Below are 20,639 nucleotides of genomic sequence, written 5' to 3'. Positions count from 1 at the left end.
CCGGGAGGGCTCAGGGGGCGATGGTGACCGAGGACGTGCCGTAGGGGTGGGGCCGCCCGGCCAGCACCCGCGCGAGCCGGGTCAGCCCCGCCGAGTCCCACCCGGGCGGCTGGGTGATCGCGACCCAGGCCCGCTCGTTCGCGGGCGCGGAGTACAGGTGCCCGTAGCCCATGGGAACGCTCCCGGCCCCGGGCAGGTCCAGGAGCACCTGGACCATCGTCACCATGGGGAACCACCCCATCCGGGGGGAGACGTCCGGGCCGCGCTGGCCGTCGCTCAGCCACTGCGGTGGGGCGAAGGCGAGGTCGCTGTCGAAGAAGACGACCGGGTCGGAGGCGTGCTGGAGGTAGACCACCCGGGTCGGGCCCCAGGGTCCGGGGGTGCGGGCCGCCCCCTCCTGCTCGGAGGCGAAGCGGACCGTGCGGCCCTGGCCGTAGACCGGCAGCGACGCCGGCGAGCCCGGGTCGCGCTCGGCCGTCAGCTGGTCGTGGACCGGGCTGACGAACGGCGGCCCGACGAGCAGCGCCCCGTCGATGGGCTCGTTGAGCAGGTTGATCGACCCGAGGATGCTCTCGACCCCGTAGGCCCCGAGCGAGAGCCCGTAGAGGTAGAGCTTGGGGCGGGAGGACTCCGGCAGGGTCGACCAGTAGCGGTGCACGGTCGTGAAGACCGCCTGCGAGGTCGCCTGCACCGTGTCCTGGTCGGCGAGCAGGGAGATCCAGCTCGGCAGGTAGGAGTACTGGACTCCGGCGATCGCGGTGTCGCCGTTCCACAGGTACTCCAGCGGGTCGGTGCCGTTGCTGTCGAGGTAGCCGGTACCGGTGGTCGTGGCGAGCACGAGGACCTTGCGCTCGAAGGCGCCGGTCCGCTTGAGCTCGGCGAGCACGAGGTCGGCGCGTTCCTGGACGGTGTCGGCACTGCGCAGCCCGACGTAGACGCGTACCGGCAGCCGGGCGCCGCCTCCGGTCACGGCGTCGATGTCCTCGACGCTCGGGCCACCCGAGACGAAGCTGCGTCCTTCGGCGCCGAGGTCGTCGTACGAGACGAGCGACCCGGGGCCTCCCGAGCGCACCCGCGCGGTCGGCGGCGTGCTGTCGGCGCTGACGACCTGGTCCGACGGCGCGAAGAGCGCGTTCGCCCCGGCGAAGAAGCCGTTGACGAGGACGCCCGTGAACAGCGCCCAGCAGACGACGACGACGACCGCCCCGCCGAGCAGCGTCGCGAGCCGCCGCGGCAGGAGCCGCCCGAGGGCCCGGCGCACCGTGCGGAACGCGGCCCCGACGACCCGCCCGAGCAGCAGCAGCGCGACGGCGACGAGCACCGTGACGGCCGCGACCACCGGCCAGCCCTGCGGGCCGATCGGTGGCATCCCGTACAGCCGGCGGATGTCGTTCTGCCAGCCGACCTGCTTCCAGGCCGCGAGGAAGAGCAGCCCGACGCACACGGCCACCGAGGCGCCGACGAGCCCTTCGCGCAGCCGGCCACGCGGCTCGGGCACCCCGAGGTAGCGGCAGGTGGCCGCCGCGGCCGTCCCGGTGCCGTAGCCGACCGCGAGGCTGACGCCGCTGATCACCCCCTGGACGACCGAGGGGCGCGGCAGCAGCGACGGCAGCAGCGAGGCCGCGGCGAAGACGCCGCCGAGGGTGAGCCCGACCCCCGAGAAGCGGGGCTCGACGAGGGAGGTCGGCCGGCCGAGGGGCGGCTCGAGGCGCTGGATGAGGCCACCGGCGGCGACGGCGTGGCGCAGGACGGGGACGGAGCGGCGGCGCTCCTGCTCCGGACGCGCGCGCGCCTGCACTGTGCTCATCCCGACCTCCGGCCGCTTCTCGACCCCCAGCAGGGTACGGGGCCGCCGCGCTCGGGGGTCGGTGGTTCCGCGGTGTGGCCCCGGACGTCGCTCAGGCGCCGGGCTCCGGCGCCGCGCGCCGCTCGAGAAGGGCGCGCGCCCGCTGCATCCGCACGGCGGTGTTCAGGCTGCAGAGCAGTGCCATGCCCGCGGCGACGGCCCACACGGCCCACGACGGCCACTCGAGGTGCTCGGCGAGCTCGTAGGTCTCCTTCGTCGCGATGAGCAGCGCCCCGACCGCGACGAACAGCCATCCCGTGGCCTTGGAGGTGAAGGCGACGAACTGCTCCAGGTGCCGCGGGGTCATCGCCTCGACCACTCGCCGCTGGTAGGCCTCCGACTCGCGCCGCCGCAGGACGTAGGCGACCGGCGGCAGCAGCCACCACCACGGTGACGTGCGCTTCGGTGGCGTCACCTCCTCGGCGAGGGCACTGATCTCGGAGCGCTCGACGTCCATCTCCGACAGCTCGACCGCCGCCTGGTAGACCGGCCCGGCGACGAGCAGCCAGCCGCCGGCGAAGCCGCACCAGAGGATGAGGGCGTGCATGGCGGCGAGCCTATCCGCCGCCCGCCGTGGGCCCCGGGCACTCCCGCCGGCCCCGGGAGGCCCGGTACCGTGGGGCCGACCCTGGCCGTGACCGCTGCCACACCCCGCACCCGGTCGCGACGCCTCGAGAACGGCCCCGCCACCCCGGGGCCCTGGCGAAGGAGTGCCCGTGAGCGACGACGAGGTCGCCCCCCTGGAGACCGCATTCGGAGTGGACCATCACGTGACGCACGCGGAGCTGCCCGACCGGCCCGCGCACGAGGGCGGCCCGGACATGGTCCAGCTGCTCACCCCCGAGGGCGAGCGCGTCGCCCATCCCGAGCTCGACCCCCTCGTGGAGGCGCTCTCGCGCGAGGAGCTGCAGGGCCTCTACCGCGACCTCGTGCTCATCCGGCGCTTCGACGCCGAGGCCACCGCGCTCCAGCGCCAGGGCGAGCTCGGGCTGTGGGCCAGCCTGCTCGGGCAGGAGGCGGCCCAGGTCGGCTCCGGGCGGGCGCTGCGCCCCCAGGACCACGCCTTCCCGACCTACCGCGAGCACGGCGTGGCCTGGTGCCGCGGGGTCGACCCGGTGAACCTGCTCGGGATGTTCCGCGGCGTCAACCACGGCGGCTGGGACCCCGACGAGAAGAACTTCCACCTCTACACGATCATCATCGGCGCACAGACCCTCCACGCGACGGGCTACGCCATGGGCGTCCAGCGCGACGGCGACGTCGGCACCGGCGACCCCCAGCGGGACACCGCGGTCATCGCCTACTTCGGCGACGGCGCGAGCTCCCAGGGGGACGTCTCCGAGGCGCTCGTGTTCGCCGGCGTCAACAACTCGCCCGTCGTCTTCTTCTGCCAGAACAACCAGTGGGCGATCTCCGAGCCGAACGAGAAGCAGACCCGCGCCCCGCTGTGGCACCGCGCGCGAGGCTTCGGCTTCCCCGGCATCCGGGTCGACGGCAACGACGTGCTCGCCGTCTACGCGGTGACCGCCCAGGCCCTCGAGAACGCCCGCTGCGGGCAGGGCCCGACGTTCGTCGAGGCCTACACCTACCGGATGGGGGCGCACACGACCTCCGACGACCCGACGAAGTACCGGGTCTCGGCGGAGGTCGAGGTGTGGAAGCACCGCGACCCGATCGAACGGTACAAGCGCTGGCTGACCACGAGCGGCACCGCCGACGCGGCCTTCTTCGAGGCGGTCGAGGCCGAGGCCGACGAGCTCGGCCGCTCGGTGCGCGAGCGGTGCCTCGCGATGCCCGACCCCGACGGCACGGCGATGTTCGACCACGTGTACGCCGAGGCCCATCCGGTCACCGCCCGCGAGCGGGCGTGGTTCACCGAGTACCAGGCCTCCTTCGAGCAGGAGGTGGCCCGGTGAGCACGACGACCCTGGCCAAGGGCATCACCACCGGCCTGCGCGCGGCGATGGAGAAGGACTCGCGCGTCGTGCTCATGGGCGAGGACATCGGCAAGCTCGGCGGCGTCTTCCGGGTCACCGAGGGGCTGCAGAAGGACTTCGGCGAGGACCGCGTCGTCGACACCCCGCTCGCGGAGGCGGGCATCGTCGGCACGGCCATCGGGTTGGCGCTGCGCGGGTACCGGCCGGTCGTCGAGATCCAGTTCGATGGGTTCGTCTACCCGGCCTTCGACCACATCGTCAGCCAGGTCGCCAAGCTGCACGCCCGCTCGCTCGGGTCGGTGCGCGTGCCGATGGTCATCCGGATCCCCGTCGGTGGGGGCATCGGGGCGGTCGAGCACCACAGCGAGTCCAACGAGGCCTACTTCGCGCACACCGCCGGGCTGCGGGTCCTCGCCTGCTCGACGCCGCACGACGCGCACTGGATGATCCAGCAGGCGATCGAGACCGACGACCCGGTCATCTTCTACGAGCCCAAGCGGCGCTACTGGGACAAGGGAGAGGTCGGCGAGGAGCCGGCCGGTGCGCTCGGTTCGGCCCGGGTGGTGCGCGAGGGCACCGACGTGACGCTGCTCGCCTACGGGCCGATGGTCAAGACGTGCCTGCAGGCGGCGCAGGCCGCGCAGGAGGACGGGCACTCCCTCGAGGTCGTCGACCTGCGCAGCCTCTCGCCGCTCGACGAGGAGACGGTGCTCGCCTCGGCGCGGCGGACCGGGCGGGTCGTCGTCGTCCACGAGGCCCCGACCTTCCTCGGGCTCGGGGCGGAGCTGTCGGCGATGCTCTCGGAGCGCGCGTTCTACGAGCTCGAGGCCCCGGTGCTGCGGGTCGGCGGCTACAACGTCCCCTACCCGCCGAGCCGGCTCGAGGACGACTTCCTGCCGGACCTGGACCGGGTGCTCGACGCCGTCGACCGTTCACTCGCGTACTGAAAGGCACTGCTGCAGATGGCTCTTCGTGAGTTCAAGCTCCCCGACCCCGGTGAGGGCCTCACCGAGGCCGAGATCGTCACGTGGCACGTGGCGCCGGGCGACACGGTCGAGGTCAACGACGTCGTCGTGGAGATCGAGACCGCCAAGTCGCTCGTCGAGCTGCCCGTGCCGTTCGCCGGGACGGTCGGGCAGCTGCTCGTGGCCGAAGGCGACACGGTCGAGGTCGGCACCCCCATCGTCACCGTCGACGACGGCGTGGCGGGCGAGCCCGACGCCTCCTCGGCCACCGGTGCGAGCCCCGCGGCCGGCGGGTCGCAGCCGGACGAGCCCGGTGCGTCGGAGAGCGCGGAGGCCTCCTCCGGGCGGACCGCGGTGCTCGTCGGCTACGGCGTCAAGCAGACCGAGGCCGTCCGCCGCCCCCGCCGCCCCGTTCCCGATTCGACCAATAGGTCACCAGAGGTACGGTCCGGCGTTCCTGATTCGACCAATAGGTCACCGGAGGTACGGTCCGGCGTTCCCGATTCGACCAATAGGTCACCGGAGGTACGGGCCGGCGTTCCCGATTCGACCAATAGGTCACCGGAGGGACGGAGGGAGGACGGGCCGGTCCGGGCGAAGCCGCCGGTGCGCAAGCTGGCCAAGGACCTCGGCGTCGACCTGTCCACCGTGGCCCCGTCCGGGCCCGGAGGCGTCGTCACCCGCGCCGACGTCGAGGAGGCGGCCGGTGCCCCGGTTCCCGCCGACGCAGGGGCCCCCTCGGCGCCCGGCCCTGCCGGCGCGTCCGTGGCGCCCCACCCCACCCGCGTCCCTGGCGGCGAGACCCGGGTGCCGGTCAAGGGCGTGCGGAGGATGACCGCCCAGGCGATGGTCGAGTCCGCCTTCACCGCCCCGCACGTCACCGAGTGGGTCACCGTCGACGTCACCGCGACGATGGAGCTCGTCGAGCGCCTCAAGGCCGACCGCGAGTTCCGCGACGCCAAGGTCACCCCCCTGCTCGTCCTCGCCAAGGCGATGTGCGTCGCGCTCCGGCGCCACCCGGAGGTCAACGCCAGCTGGGACGACGCCGCCCAGGAGATCGTCTACAAGCACGACGTCAACCTCGGGATCGCGGCCGCCACCCCGCGCGGGCTCGTCGTCCCCAACGTCAAGGGCGCCGACCGGATGACGATGCGCGAGCTCGCCGACGCCGTCGCCGAGCTGACCGCCACCGCGCGGGAGGGACGCACCCAGCCCGCGGACATGGCGGGCGGCACGATCACCGTCACCAACGTCGGCGTCTTCGGGGTCGACGCGGGCACCCCGATCCTCAACCCCGGAGAGGCCGCGATCCTCGCCTTCGGTGCGGTCTCGCGCCGTCCGTGGGTGCTCGGCACCGGCGCGGAGGAGCGCATCGAGCCGCGATGGGTGACGACGCTGGCGCTCTCCTTCGACCACCGGCTGGTCGACGGCGAGCTCGGCTCGCGCTACCTCGCCGACGTCGCCGCCCTCCTGCACGACCCGGCCCGCGGGCTCGTCTGGGGCTGAGGTGTCGGGTGAGCAGCACGGGGTCGTCTTCCCCGTCGTCGACGGGCGCCGCTCGACCTCCACGACGGGGCGGGCGGTCGTCGCCGAGGCGCTGCGCCCCGTCGACCCCGTCGGCGCGGCGGCCGCGGCTCGGGAGACGAGCTGGCGCACCGGGTACCTGACGCACTTCCGCCGCCTCGTCGAGGCGGGGCTGACGAGCTACGCCGACGCGCGCACCATCGCCGAGTCCGGCCTCGCCGCGGTCCACGAGCAGCTGCGCTGGCGTGCCGACGACGGGGAGGAGCACCCGCTCGTCGCCGCCGTGGCCGGCGCACCCGGGGGGCCCACCGAGCTCCTCGACACCGTCGCCCTCGCCGGCGGGGCCGAGCCCGACACCGCCCTGACCGTCCCCTACCGCGGACGCCGGCTGGCCGGGGACGACCTGCGGCGCCAGCTCGACGCCTGGGTCGAGGCCGGCGTCGTCGAGCCGGGGCTGCGCGAGGTGGTGGGCACCGTCCTGGAGAACCCGGGCTGGCTGCGCCTCGAGGGACGCACCGTCGTCGTCCTCGGCGCGGCCGCGGAGATGGGGCCCCTGCGCTCGCTGCTGCGCTGGGGGGCGTCCGTCGCCGCCGTCGACCTGCCGCGCCCCGAGCTCTGGCGGCGGCTGCTCGAGGACACCCGTGGGCTCTCCGGACGCCTCCTCGTGCCGGCTCGGGCCGGTCGGGGCGACCTCGCACACCGGGCCGGCATCGACGTGCTGCACGACCTGCCGGATGCGACCGCGTGGGTCACCGGCCTGCCGGACCGGCTCGTGCTCGGCAGCTACGTCTACGCCGACGGCGCGACGCACGTGCGCGTGAGCGCCGCGGTCGACGCCCTCTGCGAGGCCGTGCGCGCGCAGCGCTCGGACACCGCCCTGTCCTTCCTCGCCACACCGACCGACGTCTTCGCGGTGCCGGCCGAGGCGGTCGAGGCCGCCACCGCCGCCTACGCGAGCCGCCGCACGTCCAGGCTGCTGCGCGTGCCGTTGCGGACGGTGTCCGGGGGTCGGCTGCTCCGGCGCAACTACGTGCCCGGCGAGGACCCTGGCATCAACGACTCGGTGGTGCTCCAGCAAGGCCCGAACTATCTGCTGGCCAAGCGGATCCAGCGCTGGCGAGCCACGGCGGCCCGCGCCTCGGGGGCCACGGTCTCCCTCACCGTCGCCCCGCCGACGCGCACCCGGTCGGTGCTGCGGAACCGCGCACTGGCGGCCGCGTACTCGGGAGCGCACCGCTTCGGTGTCGAGGTCTTCGAGCCCGGCACGGCGAACACCCTCATGGCCGCGGTGCTCGTGCACGACCTCATGGCCCGCCGGCCCGCCCAGGACCACCCGTGGCAGGACGAGGCGTACGCGGCCGCGCACGGCGGTCTGTGGCGCTGCGCCTACGACCCCCGCAGCGCCCTCGGACTGGCGGCGCTGCTCGGGGTGGCCTCGCCCCGCTGAGCGTGCCGGGTCACCCGCGCCAGACGGCGTTGGTGCGATCGACGACGTCGTCGACGACCCCGGCCACCTCGCCGGTGCGCTCGAACGCCGCGCGCTGCCGGCTCGCCCCGCCGCCCGCCAGGGCACGGCGCAGACCGTCCTGGACGAGCTCGACGTCGCCGGTCTCCTCGAGCGCCTCGCGGGTCACGGCGAGCAGCCGGTCGAGCACCGCGGCGGCGGGTGCGAGCTCCCCGGTGGCGGGGTCGAGCAGCTGCCCGGTCAGGGCGTGCCGGGCGGCGCGCCACTGGGCGGCGCGCAACAGCTCCGAGCGCCAGACGTACTCGGCGGAGCGGCCCGCGGCCGTGCGCTCCTCGTCGGCCTCCCCGGTCGCCCGGCGCACGGCGCGGGTGACGAGCCCGCGCAGCGCCGCGGCGATGAGGACGGCGTCGTCGGGGTCGGTGCACACGTCGCTGATCCGCACCTCGACCGTCGGGTGCTCGGCGGCCAGCCGGGCGTCGAAGTAGAGCATGCCGTCGTCCCGCGCCGCGCCCGAGGCGAGCATCTGGGCGCTGACCTCGCGGTAGGCCTCGAGCGACCCGAACGCCTCGGTGGGCCCCGCGCTCGGCCACTGCGACCAGGCCTGGGAGCGCCACGACGCGTAGGCCGTGTCGTGCCCCTGGAGGTAGGGCGAGTTCGCGCTGATGGCGAGGACGACCGGCAGCCACGGCACGAGCTGGTCGATGACCGAGACGCCCACCTCGGGGGACTCGACGAAGACGTGCACGTGCATCCCGCAGGTGCCCCCCGGCCGGGCGATCTCGCCGAAGCGGGCCACCATGTCGAGGTAGCGGTCGTCGTGGGTGACGTGCGGGTCGGCGTTGACCGTCGGCACGGTGCCGGCGGCCATCGTCACCAGCCCGGTGGCCTCGGCGGCCTCGGCGGCCAGGCGCCGGGTGCGCACGAGCTCGGCTCGCAGGTCGGTCATGGACTCCAGCGGAGGCGTGCGCGTCTCGACCTGGTGGAGGTACAGCTCGTGGCCGAGGTCCTCCGGCCCCACCTGCGGCTCGTGCTCGGCGGCGTGCTTGAGCACCCGTTGGGACCCGGGCACGATGAGCCGGGTCTCCGGGTCGACGAGGAAGAGCTCTTCCTCGACCCCCACGGTACGAACGGACATGCGGCCTCCCTCAGCGCGTTGACCAGGCGATTCTCGCCGGTTCCAGCTGCCCGCGTGGGCTTTCGTCGCAGGCCGGACGCGCGCCGGGCGCGCGCCCGACGCGCACCGGACGACGTCCGGAGGCCGGCTCGTGGCCGCGCGCGTCCGGGGGACGGCCGGGGGCGGGCGGTCCGCCTCCGGGCGGCATGATGGGTCCATGAGCTCGTCGTCGCGCCCGAGGCGCCCCGCGGACCCGCTCGACATCGTCGACGTCGACTCCCTGCTCACCGACGAGGAGCGGGCGGTCCGGGCCACCGTGCGCCGGGTGTGCGACGACCTCGTCGAGCCCCACGTGGCACAGTGGTACGAGCAGGGCGAGCTGCCGGCGCGCGAGCTGGCCGCGCAGCTCGGCCGGCACGGCCTGCTCGGGATGCACCTGGAGGGGTACGGCTGCGCCGGGATGTCCTCCGTCGACTACGGCCTGGCCTGCCTCGAGCTCGAGGCGAGCGACTCCGGCATCCGCTCCCTCGTGTCGGTCCAGGGCAGCCTGGCCATGTACGCCATCCACGCCTTCGGCTCCGAGGCGCACAAGGAGGAGTGGCTGCCGCAGATGGCCGCCGGCGAGGCGATCGGCTGCTTCGGCCTGACCGAGCCCGACCACGGGTCGGACCCGGCGTCGATGCGCACCCGGGCCCGGCGCGACGGCGCGGACTGGGTGCTCGAGGGCAGCAAGCTGTGGATCACCAACGGCTCGGTCGCCGACGTCGCCGTCGTCTGGGCCGACGCCGGCGAGGAGCACGGCGGCATCCGGGGCTTCGTCGTCCCCACCGACACACCGGGTTTCGAGGCCCACGAGATCACCCACAAGATGTCGCTGCGGGCATCGGTCACCGCGGAGCTGGCGCTCTCCGGCGTCCGGCTGCCCGGCGAGGCCGTCCTCCCCGGTGTCACGGGCATGCGCGGTCCGCTCTCCTGCCTCACCGAGGCGCGTTACGGGATCGTCTGGGGCTGCCTGGGTGCGGCGCGATCCTCGCTGGAGGTCGCCCGCCGCTACTCGTGCGAGCGGGTCCAGTTCGGCCGGCCGATCGGTGCCTTCCAGCTGACCCAGGCCAAGCTCGCCCGGATGTCGACCGAGCTGCAGCTGGGGCGGCTGCTCGCCCTCCACCTCGGGCGGCGCAAGGACGCGGTGGGGCTGCGCCCGGAGCAGGTGTCCGTCGGCAAGTACAACAACGTGACCAAGGCGCTGGAGATCTGCCGCACGGCGCGCACCGTCCTCGGCGCGTCGGGGATCAGCGGCGAGCTGCCGGTGATGCGGCACGCGAACAACCTCGAGTCCGTCCTCACCTACGAGGGCACGGTCGAGATGCACACCCTCGTCATCGGGCAGGCCCTCACCGGCGAGCCCGCCTTCCGCTGAGACCGCCCAGCCCGACCCCGAAGGCCCTTCGTGCTCACCGCCTACCGCCCCCTGTTCGCCGTGCCCGGCGCCCTCCCCTTCATCGCCGGGACGGCGCTCGCGCGCATCGGTGGTGCGATGTTCGGGGTCGCCGTCATCGTCATGGTCAGCGACCGGCGTGGCTCGTACGCGGTCGCCGGCGTGGTCTCCGCGGTCGGCCTGGTGGTGCTCGCCCTCGCCGGTCCGGTGCTCGGCCGGCTCATCGACCGGTACGGGCAGCGGCGCGTCGCCGTGCCCTTCGTCGCCGTCGCCGGGGCGACCGGGCTCGGTACCGCGCTCGCGTCCTGGGCAGGTGCCCCGGTGTGGGCGCTGGCGGTCCTCTACGGGCTGAGCGCCTTCCTCCCCGAGCCGGGCCCGATGTCCCGGGCCCGCTGGGCGCACATCTTCCGGGACGACCCCGACCGGCTGCACACGGCGATGTCCTTCGAGCAGGTCGCCGACGAGGCGTCGTTCGTCGTCGGGCCGGTGCTCGCCGTCCTCGTGTCGACGCTGTGGTTCCCCGAGGCGGGGCTCGTGCTCGCCGAGGCGTTCTTCACGACCGGTGCGCTGCTCTTCCTCGCCGCCCGGGCCACCGAGCCGCCGGTCGTGCCGCACGCCGAGCGCCCGGCCGGCCTCGCGGTGCGCTGGCCCGGGCTGCTCCTCGTCGCGGGGGCGCTCCTGCTCACCGGCGTCGCCCTCGGGGCCAACGAGGTGCTCGCCGTCGCCTTCGCCGAGGCGGACGGGAACGCCAGCCTCTCCAGCGTCGTCCTCGCGGCCTTCGCGCTCGGCTCGACGGTCTCCGGCCTGTGGTTCGGCGGCCGGCGGTTCGGCTCGACCCTGACCCGCCGCCTGCTGCTGGCCACCGGCGCGATGTTCGTCCTCGAGGTGCCGGCCCTGCTCGTGCACGGCACCTGGCAGCTGGCGCTCGTCATGCTCGTCGCGGGCTCGGCGACGGCGCCGACGCTCATCACGAGCCTCAGCCTGGCCCAGCGCCTCGTGCCGGCCGCGCTCGTCACCGAGGGCATCGCCGTCGCGGTCACCGGCATCCTCATCGGCATCGCCGGCGGCTCCTCGCTCGGCGGCTGGGCCGTCGAGGCGCTGGGGCCGCAGCGCGGCTACGCGGTCCCGGTGCTCGCCGCGGCGCTGGCCACGGCGGCCGTCGGGCTGCGCGCTCGGCACCTCGAGGGTGCCGAGCGCGCCCGGCTCAGCTCGCCGGTGCCGTAGCGGTCTCCTGCGCCCGCTCGGCCTGCTCGGTGCGCTCGCTGTAGGCGGAGCCACCGCGCAGCTCGACGTGCGGGAGCATGAGCATGACGAGCAGCCCGAGGACCATGACGCCGGCGCCGACGAGGAAGACCAGGTCCATCGCGTCCGAGAAGCCGACGAGGAACGGCTTGGCCAGGCGCGGGTCGAGCTGGCTGAGGAACGAGGAGTCCGAGAGGACCCCGCTCGAGGCCGCCGCCGTGGCGTCCCCGGAGGCCGCCTGCTGGATGGCCGTGGCGACCTGGTGGTCGACCGAGCCGGCGGGCGCCTGCAGCCCCTCCGCGACACCCGCCTGCAGCTCGCGGGTCCCGGCCAGCCGGGTGAAGCTCTCGGCGATCCGGTCGGGGACGGTGGAGAAGAGGATCGAGAGGAAGACCGCCGTGCCGACCGTGCCGCCGAGCTGGCGGGTGGTCGTCGCGGTCGAGGTCGCCACCCCGATCTGCTGCGCCGGCACGGCGTTCTGCACGGCGAGGGTCAGCGGCTGGAAGTTGAAGCCGAGGCCCAGGCCGAAGACGACCATGATGATCATCGTCTGCCACAGCGGGGTGTCGTAGGCGACGAAGTGGAACCCGAAGAGCCCGACGACGAGCAGCGCCGACCCGATGATCGGGAACATCCGGTAGCGGCCGGTGCGGGCGATCACCTGGCCCGAGACGATCGAGCCGGTCATGATGCCGCCGACGAGCGGGATGAGCTGCAGGCCGGCCTCGGTGGGCGTGGAGCCCTTGACGATCTGCAGGTAGAGCGGCAGGGCGGCGAGGCCGCCGAACATCGCGATGCCGATGATGACCGACGCCGTCGAGGAGACACCGACGGTCTTGTTGCGGAACATCTCGAGCGGGAGGATCGCCTCCTCCTTCATCCGCAGCTCCTGCCAGACGAAGGCGACGGCCGCGACGACGGAGACGACGTAGGCCACCCAGGCACCGGTGGAGGTCCAGCCCCACTCGCGTCCCTGCTCGAGGACGATGAGCAGCGGCACGAGTGCGGCCGACAGGAGGAAGGCGCCCGCCCAGTCGATCCGGTGGTCGAGCCGCTGGTGGCTCAGGTGCAGCGTGCGGGAGACGACGACGAGGGCGACCAGGCCGATCGGCACGTTGACGAGGAAGACCCAGCGCCAGCCGGTGATGCCGAGGATGGAGTCGGCGCCCGCGAAGAACCCGCCGATGATCGGCCCGGCGACGCTCGAGGTGCCGAAGACGGCGAGGAAGTAGCCCTGGTACTTGGCGCGCTCACGCGGCGGGACGATGTCGCCGATGATCGCGAGGGCGAGCGACATCAGCCCGCCCGCGCCCATGCCCTGGACGGCGCGGAAGGCGGCCAGGCCGTACATCGAGCCGGCGAAGGAGGACAGCGCCGAGCCGACGACGAAGATCGAGATCGCGAAGATGAACAGCTTCTTGCGGCCGTAGATGTCGCCGAGCTTGCCGTACAGCGGTGTGACGATGGTTGCGGTGATGAGGTAGGCCGTTGTCGCCCAGGCCTGCTGGTCGAGGCCGTGGAGGTCGTCGGCGATGGTCCGGATGGAGGTCGCGACGATCGTCTGGTCGAGCGCGGCGAGGAACATGCCCATCATCAGCCCGACGAGGATGGTGAGGATCTGGCGGTGGCTCAGCGAGCCACCGCCGGTCGGCGCGGACGCGGCAGCCGCGGGCGCCGGGGTGGGGTCGGTGGTGGGTCGGCTCGCCGGCTGGGCCGGGTCGCCGGGGTGGGAGGTGGTCATCGGTCAGGTCCTCGGGGTCGGGTCGGTCAGGAAGGTCTCGAGGTCCGCGGCGAGGCGGGCCAGGTGGGTGGTGAGGGAGCGGACCTCGTCGTCCGTCCAGTCGGCGAGGAGGGTGCGCAGCCACTGGTCGCGCCCCTCCCGGATGGTGCACATGAGCTGGTCGCCGTCGTCGGTGACGGCGAGGACGTGGGCCCGGCCGTCGTCCGGGTCGGGCTGACGGCTGACGAAGCCGAGGTCGACGAGGGTGCTGACCTGTCGGCTCACGGTCGAGACGTCGGAGTGCACGAGCTCGGCGAGGGCCGAGACGCGCATCGGGCCCGGTGCGAGCTTCGAGAGCAGCGGGTAGGCCATCGGGTCGACGAGCGGGTGGTGGCGGGGGGCGCGCGCCCGGGCCGCGTGGATGAGCTTGACGACCCGCACGAGCTCGTCGCCGAGCGCGGCCGTCGGGGTCGGCGGCGTCGAGCGGTGCGACACGGGGTCCTCCTGGGGGCGGGTAGGTGCTTGCTTGCAGCATACAACTACATGCGCGGCGCTCCAATTCCCCGGAGCCGGGCTGTGCGGCGGGGGCAGGCGGCGGCGCGGCCGGCGCGGGTCGCGGCCGGAGGGGGGTCAGGTGGTGCGGGCGCCGAGGTGGGCGAGGAGCTGCTGGGAGAACCGCTGGCCCATGAAGGTGACGACGCCCTTCATGGCCGTCGTCACCGCGGGACGGGTGATGCCGGGAAACGGCAGGTCGACGGTGATCGCCATCTGCGTCTCCAGCCGCGTTCCGGCGGAACGCGGCTCGAGCAGGTACCAGCCATCGACGCCGGCCGACTCCGCCCCGTCCCCGGCATCCGGGTCGTGGCTGAACCGGATCCGCCGGGGCTGTTCGAAGTGCATCCGCTCGGTGAACCGGAAGGAGAAGCTGCGCCCGAGGACCGGCACCTTGGTCATCTCCCAGACCCAGTGCTCGCCGCGCTCGGTCACCCGGTGGAGGAAGGGGGTGAGCCGGGCGACGACGTCGGGGTCGGTGAGCGCGGCCCACACCTCCTCCGGCGTCGCAGTGACCGTCGCCGAGGAGGTCGTCGAGGTGGAGAACGTCGCCATGGTCAGGGGGTGACGACCATGGCGGCGAGCACGGCGGCCGCGACGCTCTCGTCGCCGTGGACGGTGACCGGGAGGTCCGCGGGGGAGCGGCGACCGCCCGCGAGGCGCATCCCGACCCGGGTGGACACCGAGATCGTCGTCGTCACGACGTCCGGGTGCTCCTCGGCGTCACCGGTGAACAGCGCGACGCCGACGGCGCGGCCGTCCTGCTCCTCGACCCGCGCGCCGGTGCGGCCGACCGTGGGGCCGGTGAGGTCGAGCACGACGGCGTTGCCCGGCGGCACCGCCGCGTCACGGGCGACGACCCGCGGGAAGAGGCCGAACAGGGTCGAGACCGACAGCGCTGCCGCCGGGGTGTCGAGGCCGCCCGGCCGGTCGAGCGCCTCCCGCAGGTCCTGCTCGTGCATCCACACGTCGAAGGTCCGCGTCGCGAGCAGCTCCGCGGCGGTCGTCGGGCCGAACGGTCCCACGACGGGCTCCTCGCCGGTGAAGCCCTCGGCGCGGTACACCCCGAGCCGCTCCTCCAGGCGCCACTCCAGCTCGTCGACGAGGTCCTCGGCGGTCCGCCCGCGCCGGGACTGCAGGTAGCGCTCCACCCGCTCGCCGAAGGCGCTGCGCACGTAGTCACGGTCGCTGACGTCGAGGTCCGGGACGGGGTCGCCCGCCGCCATCGCCTCACCGCTGACGACGTGGGCGACCTGGTCGAGCACGCTCCAGCCCGGGCAGTCCGTCGGGCGCTCGGCGTCCCCGGGGCGCAGCGTCCGGCCGAGGTCGGCCACGGCGCGGACCGTCTGTGCCCACGCGTCGACGATGCCCGGCACGTCGGTGGGGGCAGGTGGGTGCAGCGGCATGCCGCCACAGTACCTACGCTGGTCGGCATGACCGTCGTGCCGGAGCGCAGCACTCCCGTGCGGGCCCTCGTCGTCGCCGTCGGGGCGGCCCTGGTCGCCCTCGTGCCGGCCGCCCTGCTCACCGGCGCGGTCGCGCCCCTCGCGCTGGCCGACGCCGGGCCCTTCGTGCGGTGGATGGTGCCGGTCAGCGACGTCGTCGCCGACCTGTCCTCGGCCGCGACGGTCGGCCTGCTCGGCTTCGCCGCCTTCCTCGTCCCCGAGCGCGCGCGCACCGACCGGCGGGCGAGGGCCGTGCGGTTCGCCGCCGGGACCGCCACCGTGTGGCTCGCCGCGGCGAGCGTGCAGCTCGTCACCTCCTTCGCCGACCTCGCCGGCACCCCGCTCACCGCGCCGGGGCTGGCCCGCCAGCTGCTGTCGTTCACCTGGTCCCTCGAGGTCACCCGGGTGCTCTTCCTCACGGTGCTCGCGGCGCTTGTCGTCACGGTCTCCGCGCGGCTCGTGCAGCGGCGGGCTCCGATGGCGTGGCTGACCGTCCTCGCCTTCGCGGGGGTCGTCATCCAGTCGCTCACCGGGCACGCGGCCGGGTCGGCGAGCCACGAGGACGCGGTCAACGGGCTCGCCTTCCACCTCGCCGGGGTGGTCGTGTGGGTCGGCGGGCTGATCGCGCTGGTCGTCATGCGGCCCGCGCTCGGGCGCGACCTCGCGCCCACGGTGCGCCGCTACTCGATGCTGGCGCTGTGGTCCTACGTGGCGGTCGGCGTCTCCGGGCTCGAGCAGGCGGCGATCCGGCTCGGGTCGCCCTCGGGCGTGCTCACGGCCTACGGCGCGGTCGTCGTGCTCAAGGCGCTGGTCCTCGCCGCGCTCGGGGTCCTCGGCTGGCGCCAGTGCCGCGCGATCGCCACCCGGCTGGCGGCCGACCCCTCCGACGGGCGGGCCTTCGCCCGGCTCGCCCTGACCGAGCTCGTCGTCATGGGCGTCGCGGTCGGCCTGGCGGCGGTGCTGGCCCGCAGCGTCCCCCCGGTGCCCGACGCGCTGCCCGACCCGGGCATCGCCATCACCCTGACGGGCTACCCCGACCCCGGCCCGGTGGCCGGCGCGGACTGGCTGCTGTCCTGGCGGATGGACTGGCTCTTCGCCACGACGAGCGTCCTGGCCGTCGGTCTCTACCTGGCGGGGTTCGTCCGGCTGCGGCGCCGCGGTGACGCCTGGCCGGTGCTGCGGCTCGTGCTGTGGGTGGCCGGCTGGGCGCTCTTCGCCTGGGCCACGTGCGGCGCCCCCGGCATCTGGGGGCGGGTGCTCTTCAGCGCCCACATGGTCATGCACATGGCCGTCGCGATGGTCGTGCCGCTGCTGCTCGTCCCGGCGGCCCCGGTGACCCTCGCGCTGCGGGCGCTCCGGCCGCGGCGCGACCGCACGTGGGGCCCGCGCGAGGTGCTCCTGCAGGTGGTCCACTCACGGGCGATGCGGGTCCTGGCCAACCCGGTCGTCGCCGCGGCCCTGTTCTTCTTCAGCCTCGCGGTGTTCTACTTCAGCGGCCTGTTCGAGCTGGCCCTGACGACGCACACCGGGCACCTGCTGATGATGGCCCACTTCCTGCTCACCGGGTACCTGTTCGTCTGGGTGATGATCGGCATCGACCCCGGCGTGCCGCGGTGGTCCCCGCTGATGCTGCTCGTCATCCTCTTCGCCACGGTGTCCTTCCACGCCTTCTTCGGCGTCGTGCTCACCGGGAGCACGACGCTGCTCGCGCCGGACTTCTTCACGACGATCGACCTGCCCTGGATGACCGACCCGCTCGCGGACCAGCACACCGCGGGCGAGATCGCCTGGGGCATCGGCGAGGCCCCGACGCTCGTGCTCGCCGTCGTCGTCGCGGCGCAGTGGTTCCGCCGGGAGACGCTCGAGACGGCCCGGCGCGACCGGCAGGCCGACCGCGACGGTGACGCCGAGCTCGAGGCGTACAACGCCCGGCTGGCCCGCCTGCGCGAGGAGGCCCAGCACCTCGAGCCGCACTGACCACCCGGACCTGCCCGAGCCCGAGGGAGAATGTGGCATGCGCATCGCCGCCGTCCAGCTGTCCTACGGGGACGAGGAGCCGTTCGGGGCGCGCGTGGAGCGCGTCGCCGGCCTCGTCGCCGCGCAGGCCGGGCACGACCTCGTCGTCCTGCCGGAGCTGTGGGCCCCGACGGGCTTCGACTACCGGCGCTGGGAGGGCGAGGCGCAGCCGCTCGACGGCCCGTGGTCGGCAGCGATGGCGGACGCCGCGCGCGCCGCGGGGGTGACGCTGCACGCGGGCTCGTTCGTCGAGCGGCTGCCGGAGCCGGGGCCCGACGGCAACACGCTGGCCAACACCTCGCTGGTGTTCGGTGCCGAGGGGGAGCGCCTCGCCGGGTACCGCAAGGTGCACCGCTTCGGCTTCGGCAGCGGCGAGCCGAAGCTCATGGAGGCGGGCGAGGAGGTCGTCGTCCTCGACCTTCCGAACGGGGCGGGGGGCACGGTGCGCACCGGGCTGTCGACCTGTTACGACCTGCGCTTCCCCGAGCTGTACCGCCGCCAGCAGGAGGCCGGGGCCGAGCTGCTCGTCGTGCCCGCCGCCTGGCCGCTCGCGCGGGTCGAGCACTGGCGGCTGCTCGGCCGGGCCCGCGCCGTCGAGAACCAGTGCGCCGTCGTCCAGGTCAACACCGCCGGCACGCACGCGGACGTCCCGATGGGCGGGCACAGCCAGGTCGTCGCGGCGACCGGTGAGGTGGTGGCCGAGGCTGCGCACACCGACGAGGTCGTGCTGTCCGTCGAGCTCGACCTCGCGACGACGGCCGAGTACCGCGCCTCCTTCCCCGTCCTGGCCGACCGACGCCTCTGACCCCCTCCCCCTCCCAGCCGTGAGTGCGCAGGTGGCTGCTCCGGCAACCAGTTGCGCACTCAGGCCGCGTCGAGACGGGGGACGCCGAGCGCGCGCAGGTCGTTGGTGACGACCCACGGTTCGCGGCGCAGCTCCTGGGTGGTGCAGCGGACGACGATGCGGTCGGGTGTGGTCAGGCTCCGGTGGCGCCGCACGTCCTCCTCGTAGTGCACCACCTCGAGGTGGAACCCGCCGTCGACCTCGAGCACGAGCGTGCGCCCGTCGTCCAGCTCCCACTCGCAGTCGGTGAACCGCACGCGTCCGGACCGGTCGACGCGGCGCGTCTGACGGTTCGGGGGCCGCAGGCCGGCCGCGCGGCACATCCGCACGACGTCGACCTCACCGAGCGACTGCGAACCGCCGGCGAGGTCGTGCAGGAGGTCGCGGATCATCGGTGCACGCCGCAGCGGCCGGAGGGCCTCGACCCACGCGGCCAGCCGTTCCGGCGACGTCAGCTGTTGCTGCACGACGGCCGCCAGCAGGCCCATGGCCGAGCGGGGGTGCGGCTCGTGGCCCGCCCAGAGCAGGGCGGCCGGCTCCACCCGGCAGCACGGCAGGTCGTCGTCGCCACGGAGGGAGTCGAGCGGGCGACGGGTCCGGAACGTGCGCACGCCCTCGACCGGGTCGAAGGAGTCGGCGTTCTCGACGATGACGGTGACGTCCTCGCGCGGCCATCCGCGCAGGCCGCGGACGGCGAGCGCGGTGAGGCCGCCGAGCATCGCTCCGGGCCCGCAGTGCAGGACCGCGACCCATCGACGCTGCTCCTCCGACAGGGGGCCGGTCGTCGTCGTGACCACCGCGTCGGTGCGGCGCACCCAGCGGCCGGACGCCAGCTTGTGACGCACCAGCGCGCGACCGACCGCGAGCTCGCGCAGCTGCCGGTAGGAGACGACGCCGGCCTGGCGGCCCGCGACCTGGCTCCAGGTGTCCATCCCCGGAGTGTGGCCGGGAGGCGGGGAGCCGCCGCGGAGTTCTCCACAGCCCGAGGACGAGTACGCGGGACAACCCGGTGATGAGTGCGCAGGCGGCTGCTCTAGCGACCAGGTGCGCACTCGCGGCGAGTGGGGGGAGGCTCTGGCGACGGGCCACCGCGAACGCGCCCTTGAAGGAGGAGGGGTGGGAGAGTGTGGGGATGGACGCCGCTGACGCCGTCACCGAGCTCGCGCAGGCCCTGCCCGCCGGGGTCGTCGCGACCGAGCCGGACGTCGTGGAGAAGTACCGCCACGACTGGACGCACGACGCGCGCGCCGGAATGCCGCTCGCCGCCGTCCGCGCCGAGAGCGCCGAGCACGTCCAGGAGACGCTGCGCTGGGCCACCCGGCACGGCATCGGGGTCGTCCCCCGAGGGGCGGGCACCTCGCTCTCGGGCGGGTCGATGGGCGTCGAGGGAGCGGTGGTGCTCAGCCTGGAACGGATGCGCGCCGTCGAGGTCGACGTGGCCGCGCGGGTGGCCGTCGTCGAGCCCGGGGCGCTCAACGTCGAGGTCAAGCGGGCCGCGGCCGCCCACGGGTTGTGGTACCCGCCGGACCCCAGCTCGTTCGAGATCTGCTCCATCGGCGGCAACATCGCGACGAACGCCGGCGGCCTGTGCTGCGTCAAGTACGGGGTGACGACCGACTACGTCCTCGGCCTCGACGTCGTCCTCGCCGACGGCACCCTGCTCACCCTCGGCGGGCCACGCGTCAAGGACGTCGCAGGCCTCTCGCTGCTCAAGCTGTTCGTCGGCTCCGAGGGCACCCTCGGGGTGGTCACCCGCGCGGTCCTGCGCCTCGTCCCCGCGCAGGCGCCGCGCTCGACGGTCGTCGCGTTCTTCCCCACCGTCGCCGCCGCGGCCGCCGCGGTCGTCGAGCTCGGCCGCACGGTGCGCGCCTCGATGGTCGAGCTCATGGACCGCGCCTCGGTCAACGCCGTCGAGGACTTCCAACCGATGGGTCTGGACCGTGACGCCGGCGCGCTCCTGCTCATCCAGTCGGATGCACCGGGGCCCTCCCGTGCGGAGGAGGTCGAGGTGATCGTCACCGCCTGTGAGGTGAGTGGTGCGAAGGAGGTCGTCGCCACCGACGACCCCGAGGAGGCCGAGATGTTCGTCCAGGCCCGGCGGGCGCACTTCACCGCCCTCGAGCAACGCGGTGCCGTGCTGCCCGAGGACGTCGGGGTGCCCGTGCCCCACCTGCCGGCGCTGCTCGCCGAGCTCGAGGCCATCGCGCAGCGGCACGCCGTGGAGATCCCCGTCGTCGCCCACGCCGGCGACGGCAACACCCACCCGGCGATCGTCTACGACCCCACCGACCACGACGCCGAGCGCCGCGCCCGGCTGGCGTTCGACGACGTCATGCACGCCGCGATCCGGCTCGGTGGCACGATCACCGGCGAGCACGGGGTGGGGCGCCTCAAGGCCGGCTGCCTCGAGCACCAGCTGGGCCCGGAGGTGATGGCGCTCAACCGCCGGGTCAAGGCGGCGCTCGACCCCGACGGCATCCTCAACCCGGGCTCGTTCGTCTGAGGACGGCCCTCGCACGGGCAGCCGCCTCGAT

Annotated in this window: 17 protein-coding genes; 9 read left to right on the top strand and 8 right to left on the bottom strand. The window is 74.3% G+C overall.

The genetic code is table 11. From position 1 onward, the window contains the following. Positions 1–10: 10 nt before the first annotated feature. Together G8D98_RS04125 and G8D98_RS04120 are read right to left on the bottom strand one after the other, a co-directional pair. Positions 11–1,807: an alpha/beta hydrolase gene (locus tag G8D98_RS04125; RefSeq protein WP_166099471.1), complete on the bottom strand. Its 1,797-nt coding sequence runs from the start codon at positions 1,805–1,807 to the stop codon at positions 11–13. Between the two features lie 91 nt (positions 1,808–1,898). Next, the gene (locus G8D98_RS04120; RefSeq protein WP_166099469.1) at positions 1,899–2,393 is read right to left on the bottom strand and encodes a hypothetical protein; all 495 of its coding nucleotides are present in this window, start codon (positions 2,391–2,393) and stop codon (positions 1,899–1,901) included. A 169-nt stretch (positions 2,394–2,562) separates the two neighbouring features. On the opposite strand from G8D98_RS04120, the gene pdhA reads away from it, so the two are divergent. Genes pdhA through G8D98_RS04100 form a run of 4 tightly spaced genes read left to right on the top strand, consistent with a single transcriptional unit; the run spans position 2,563 to position 7,719 of the window. Further along, the gene (pdhA, locus tag G8D98_RS04115) at positions 2,563–3,762 is read left to right on the top strand and encodes a pyruvate dehydrogenase (acetyl-transferring) E1 component subunit alpha (RefSeq protein WP_373868499.1); all 1,200 of its coding nucleotides are present in this window, start codon (positions 2,563–2,565) and stop codon (positions 3,760–3,762) included. Next, on the top strand, positions 3,759–4,730 hold the full coding sequence (locus G8D98_RS04110; RefSeq protein ID WP_166099467.1) for an alpha-ketoacid dehydrogenase subunit beta: 972 nt from the start codon (positions 3,759–3,761) through the stop codon (positions 4,728–4,730). Before pdhA ends, G8D98_RS04110 begins: the two co-directional genes overlap by 4 nt. A 15-nt stretch (positions 4,731–4,745) precedes the next feature. After that, a complete protein-coding gene (locus tag G8D98_RS04105; RefSeq protein WP_166099464.1) occupies positions 4,746–6,254 on the top strand; it encodes a dihydrolipoamide acetyltransferase family protein in 1,509 nt (502 codons plus the stop codon). A 1-nt stretch (position 6,255) separates the two neighbouring features. Next, positions 6,256–7,719: a hypothetical protein gene (locus G8D98_RS04100; RefSeq protein ID WP_166099462.1), complete on the top strand. Its 1,464-nt coding sequence runs from the start codon at positions 6,256–6,258 to the stop codon at positions 7,717–7,719. A 10-nt stretch (positions 7,720–7,729) separates the two neighbouring features. On the opposite strand, the gene G8D98_RS04095 is transcribed toward G8D98_RS04100, so the two are convergent. After that, the gene (locus tag G8D98_RS04095; protein WP_166099459.1) at positions 7,730–8,872 is read right to left on the bottom strand and encodes a carboxylate-amine ligase; all 1,143 of its coding nucleotides are present in this window, start codon (positions 8,870–8,872) and stop codon (positions 7,730–7,732) included. A 196-nt stretch (positions 8,873–9,068) separates the two neighbouring features. Here G8D98_RS04095 and G8D98_RS04090 point away from each other — a divergent pair, with 196 nt between their 5' ends. Together G8D98_RS04090 and G8D98_RS04085 are read left to right on the top strand one after the other, a co-directional pair. Next, on the top strand, positions 9,069–10,268 hold the full coding sequence (locus G8D98_RS04090) for an acyl-CoA dehydrogenase family protein (RefSeq protein WP_166099457.1): 1,200 nt from the start codon (positions 9,069–9,071) through the stop codon (positions 10,266–10,268). 30 nt (positions 10,269–10,298) lie between these two features. Beyond that, complete coding sequence (locus G8D98_RS04085) at positions 10,299–11,510, top strand: MFS transporter (protein WP_166099454.1); 1,212 nt, start codon at positions 10,299–10,301, stop codon at positions 11,508–11,510. On the opposite strand, the gene G8D98_RS04080 is transcribed toward G8D98_RS04085, so the two are convergent. The 4 genes from G8D98_RS04080 to G8D98_RS04065 all read right to left on the bottom strand — a co-directional run bounded on the left by G8D98_RS04080 (position 11,491) and on the right by G8D98_RS04065 (position 15,206). After that, positions 11,491–13,269, bottom strand: coding sequence for an MDR family MFS transporter (locus tag G8D98_RS04080; protein ID WP_166099451.1), 1,779 nt, complete (start codon positions 13,267–13,269; stop codon positions 11,491–11,493). The genes G8D98_RS04085 and G8D98_RS04080 overlap by 20 nt on opposite strands. A gap of 3 nt (positions 13,270–13,272) precedes the next feature. Continuing rightward, the gene (locus G8D98_RS04075) at positions 13,273–13,743 is read right to left on the bottom strand and encodes a MarR family winged helix-turn-helix transcriptional regulator (protein ID WP_166099448.1); all 471 of its coding nucleotides are present in this window, start codon (positions 13,741–13,743) and stop codon (positions 13,273–13,275) included. Between the two features lie 135 nt (positions 13,744–13,878). Next, a complete protein-coding gene (locus tag G8D98_RS04070; RefSeq protein ID WP_166099446.1) occupies positions 13,879–14,355 on the bottom strand; it encodes an SRPBCC family protein in 477 nt (158 codons plus the stop codon). A gap of 2 nt (positions 14,356–14,357) precedes the next feature. Then, complete coding sequence (locus G8D98_RS04065; RefSeq protein WP_166099443.1) at positions 14,358–15,206, bottom strand: maleylpyruvate isomerase family mycothiol-dependent enzyme; 849 nt, start codon at positions 15,204–15,206, stop codon at positions 14,358–14,360. 27 nt (positions 15,207–15,233) lie between these two features. On the opposite strand from G8D98_RS04065, the gene G8D98_RS04060 reads away from it, so the two are divergent. Both G8D98_RS04060 and G8D98_RS04055 read left to right on the top strand, forming a co-directional pair. Continuing rightward, positions 15,234–17,222 carry a bifunctional copper resistance protein CopD/cytochrome c oxidase assembly protein gene (locus tag G8D98_RS04060; RefSeq protein ID WP_166099440.1) on the top strand — a complete coding sequence of 663 codons (1,989 nt, stop codon included), beginning with the start codon at positions 15,234–15,236 and terminating at the stop codon, positions 17,220–17,222. Between the two features lie 37 nt (positions 17,223–17,259). Then, on the top strand, positions 17,260–18,066 hold the full coding sequence (locus G8D98_RS04055) for a carbon-nitrogen family hydrolase (protein WP_166099437.1): 807 nt from the start codon (positions 17,260–17,262) through the stop codon (positions 18,064–18,066). A gap of 59 nt (positions 18,067–18,125) precedes the next feature. Here the strand turns inward: G8D98_RS04055 and G8D98_RS04050 are convergent, their stop codons facing one another. Then, the gene (locus tag G8D98_RS04050) at positions 18,126–19,037 is read right to left on the bottom strand and encodes a hypothetical protein (RefSeq protein ID WP_166099435.1); all 912 of its coding nucleotides are present in this window, start codon (positions 19,035–19,037) and stop codon (positions 18,126–18,128) included. 200 nt (positions 19,038–19,237) lie between these two features. Here G8D98_RS04050 and G8D98_RS04045 point away from each other — a divergent pair, with 200 nt between their 5' ends. Further along, positions 19,238–20,608 (top strand): FAD-binding oxidoreductase, encoded by a 1,371-nt coding sequence (locus tag G8D98_RS04045; protein ID WP_166099433.1) that lies wholly within the window; start codon positions 19,238–19,240, stop codon positions 20,606–20,608. Positions 20,609–20,639: the final 31 nt, after the last annotated feature.

This window comes from Phycicoccus endophyticus, from assembly GCF_011326735.1.
GTDB lineage: Bacteria > Actinomycetota > Actinomycetes > Actinomycetales > Dermatophilaceae > Phycicoccus > Phycicoccus endophyticus.
Note: the sequence above shows the minus strand (reverse complement) of the source record. Positions and strands in the feature narration are given on the sequence as shown.

Coding starts and splice junctions, on each gene's coding strand:
- G8D98_RS04125 (WP_166099471.1), bottom strand. CDS start 1,807: ATGAGCACAGTGCAGGCGCGCGCGCGTCCGGAGCAGGAGCGCCGCCGC.
- G8D98_RS04120 (WP_166099469.1), bottom strand. CDS start 2,393: ATGCACGCCCTCATCCTCTGGTGCGGCTTCGCCGGCGGCTGGCTGCTC.
- G8D98_RS04105 (WP_166099464.1), top strand. CDS start 4,746: ATGGCTCTTCGTGAGTTCAAGCTCCCCGACCCCGGTGAGGGCCTCACC.
- G8D98_RS04095 (WP_166099459.1), bottom strand. CDS start 8,872: ATGTCCGTTCGTACCGTGGGGGTCGAGGAAGAGCTCTTCCTCGTCGAC.
- G8D98_RS04090 (WP_166099457.1), top strand. CDS start 9,069: ATGAGCTCGTCGTCGCGCCCGAGGCGCCCCGCGGACCCGCTCGACATC.
- G8D98_RS04080 (WP_166099451.1), bottom strand. CDS start 13,269: ATGACCACCTCCCACCCCGGCGACCCGGCCCAGCCGGCGAGCCGACCC.
- G8D98_RS04070 (WP_166099446.1), bottom strand. CDS start 14,355: ATGGCGACGTTCTCCACCTCGACGACCTCCTCGGCGACGGTCACTGCG.
- G8D98_RS04065 (WP_166099443.1), bottom strand. CDS start 15,206: ATGCCGCTGCACCCACCTGCCCCCACCGACGTGCCGGGCATCGTCGAC.
- G8D98_RS04060 (WP_166099440.1), top strand. CDS start 15,234: ATGACCGTCGTGCCGGAGCGCAGCACTCCCGTGCGGGCCCTCGTCGTC.
- G8D98_RS04055 (WP_166099437.1), top strand. CDS start 17,260: ATGCGCATCGCCGCCGTCCAGCTGTCCTACGGGGACGAGGAGCCGTTC.
- G8D98_RS04050 (WP_166099435.1), bottom strand. CDS start 19,037: ATGGACACCTGGAGCCAGGTCGCGGGCCGCCAGGCCGGCGTCGTCTCC.
- G8D98_RS04045 (WP_166099433.1), top strand. CDS start 19,238: ATGGACGCCGCTGACGCCGTCACCGAGCTCGCGCAGGCCCTGCCCGCC.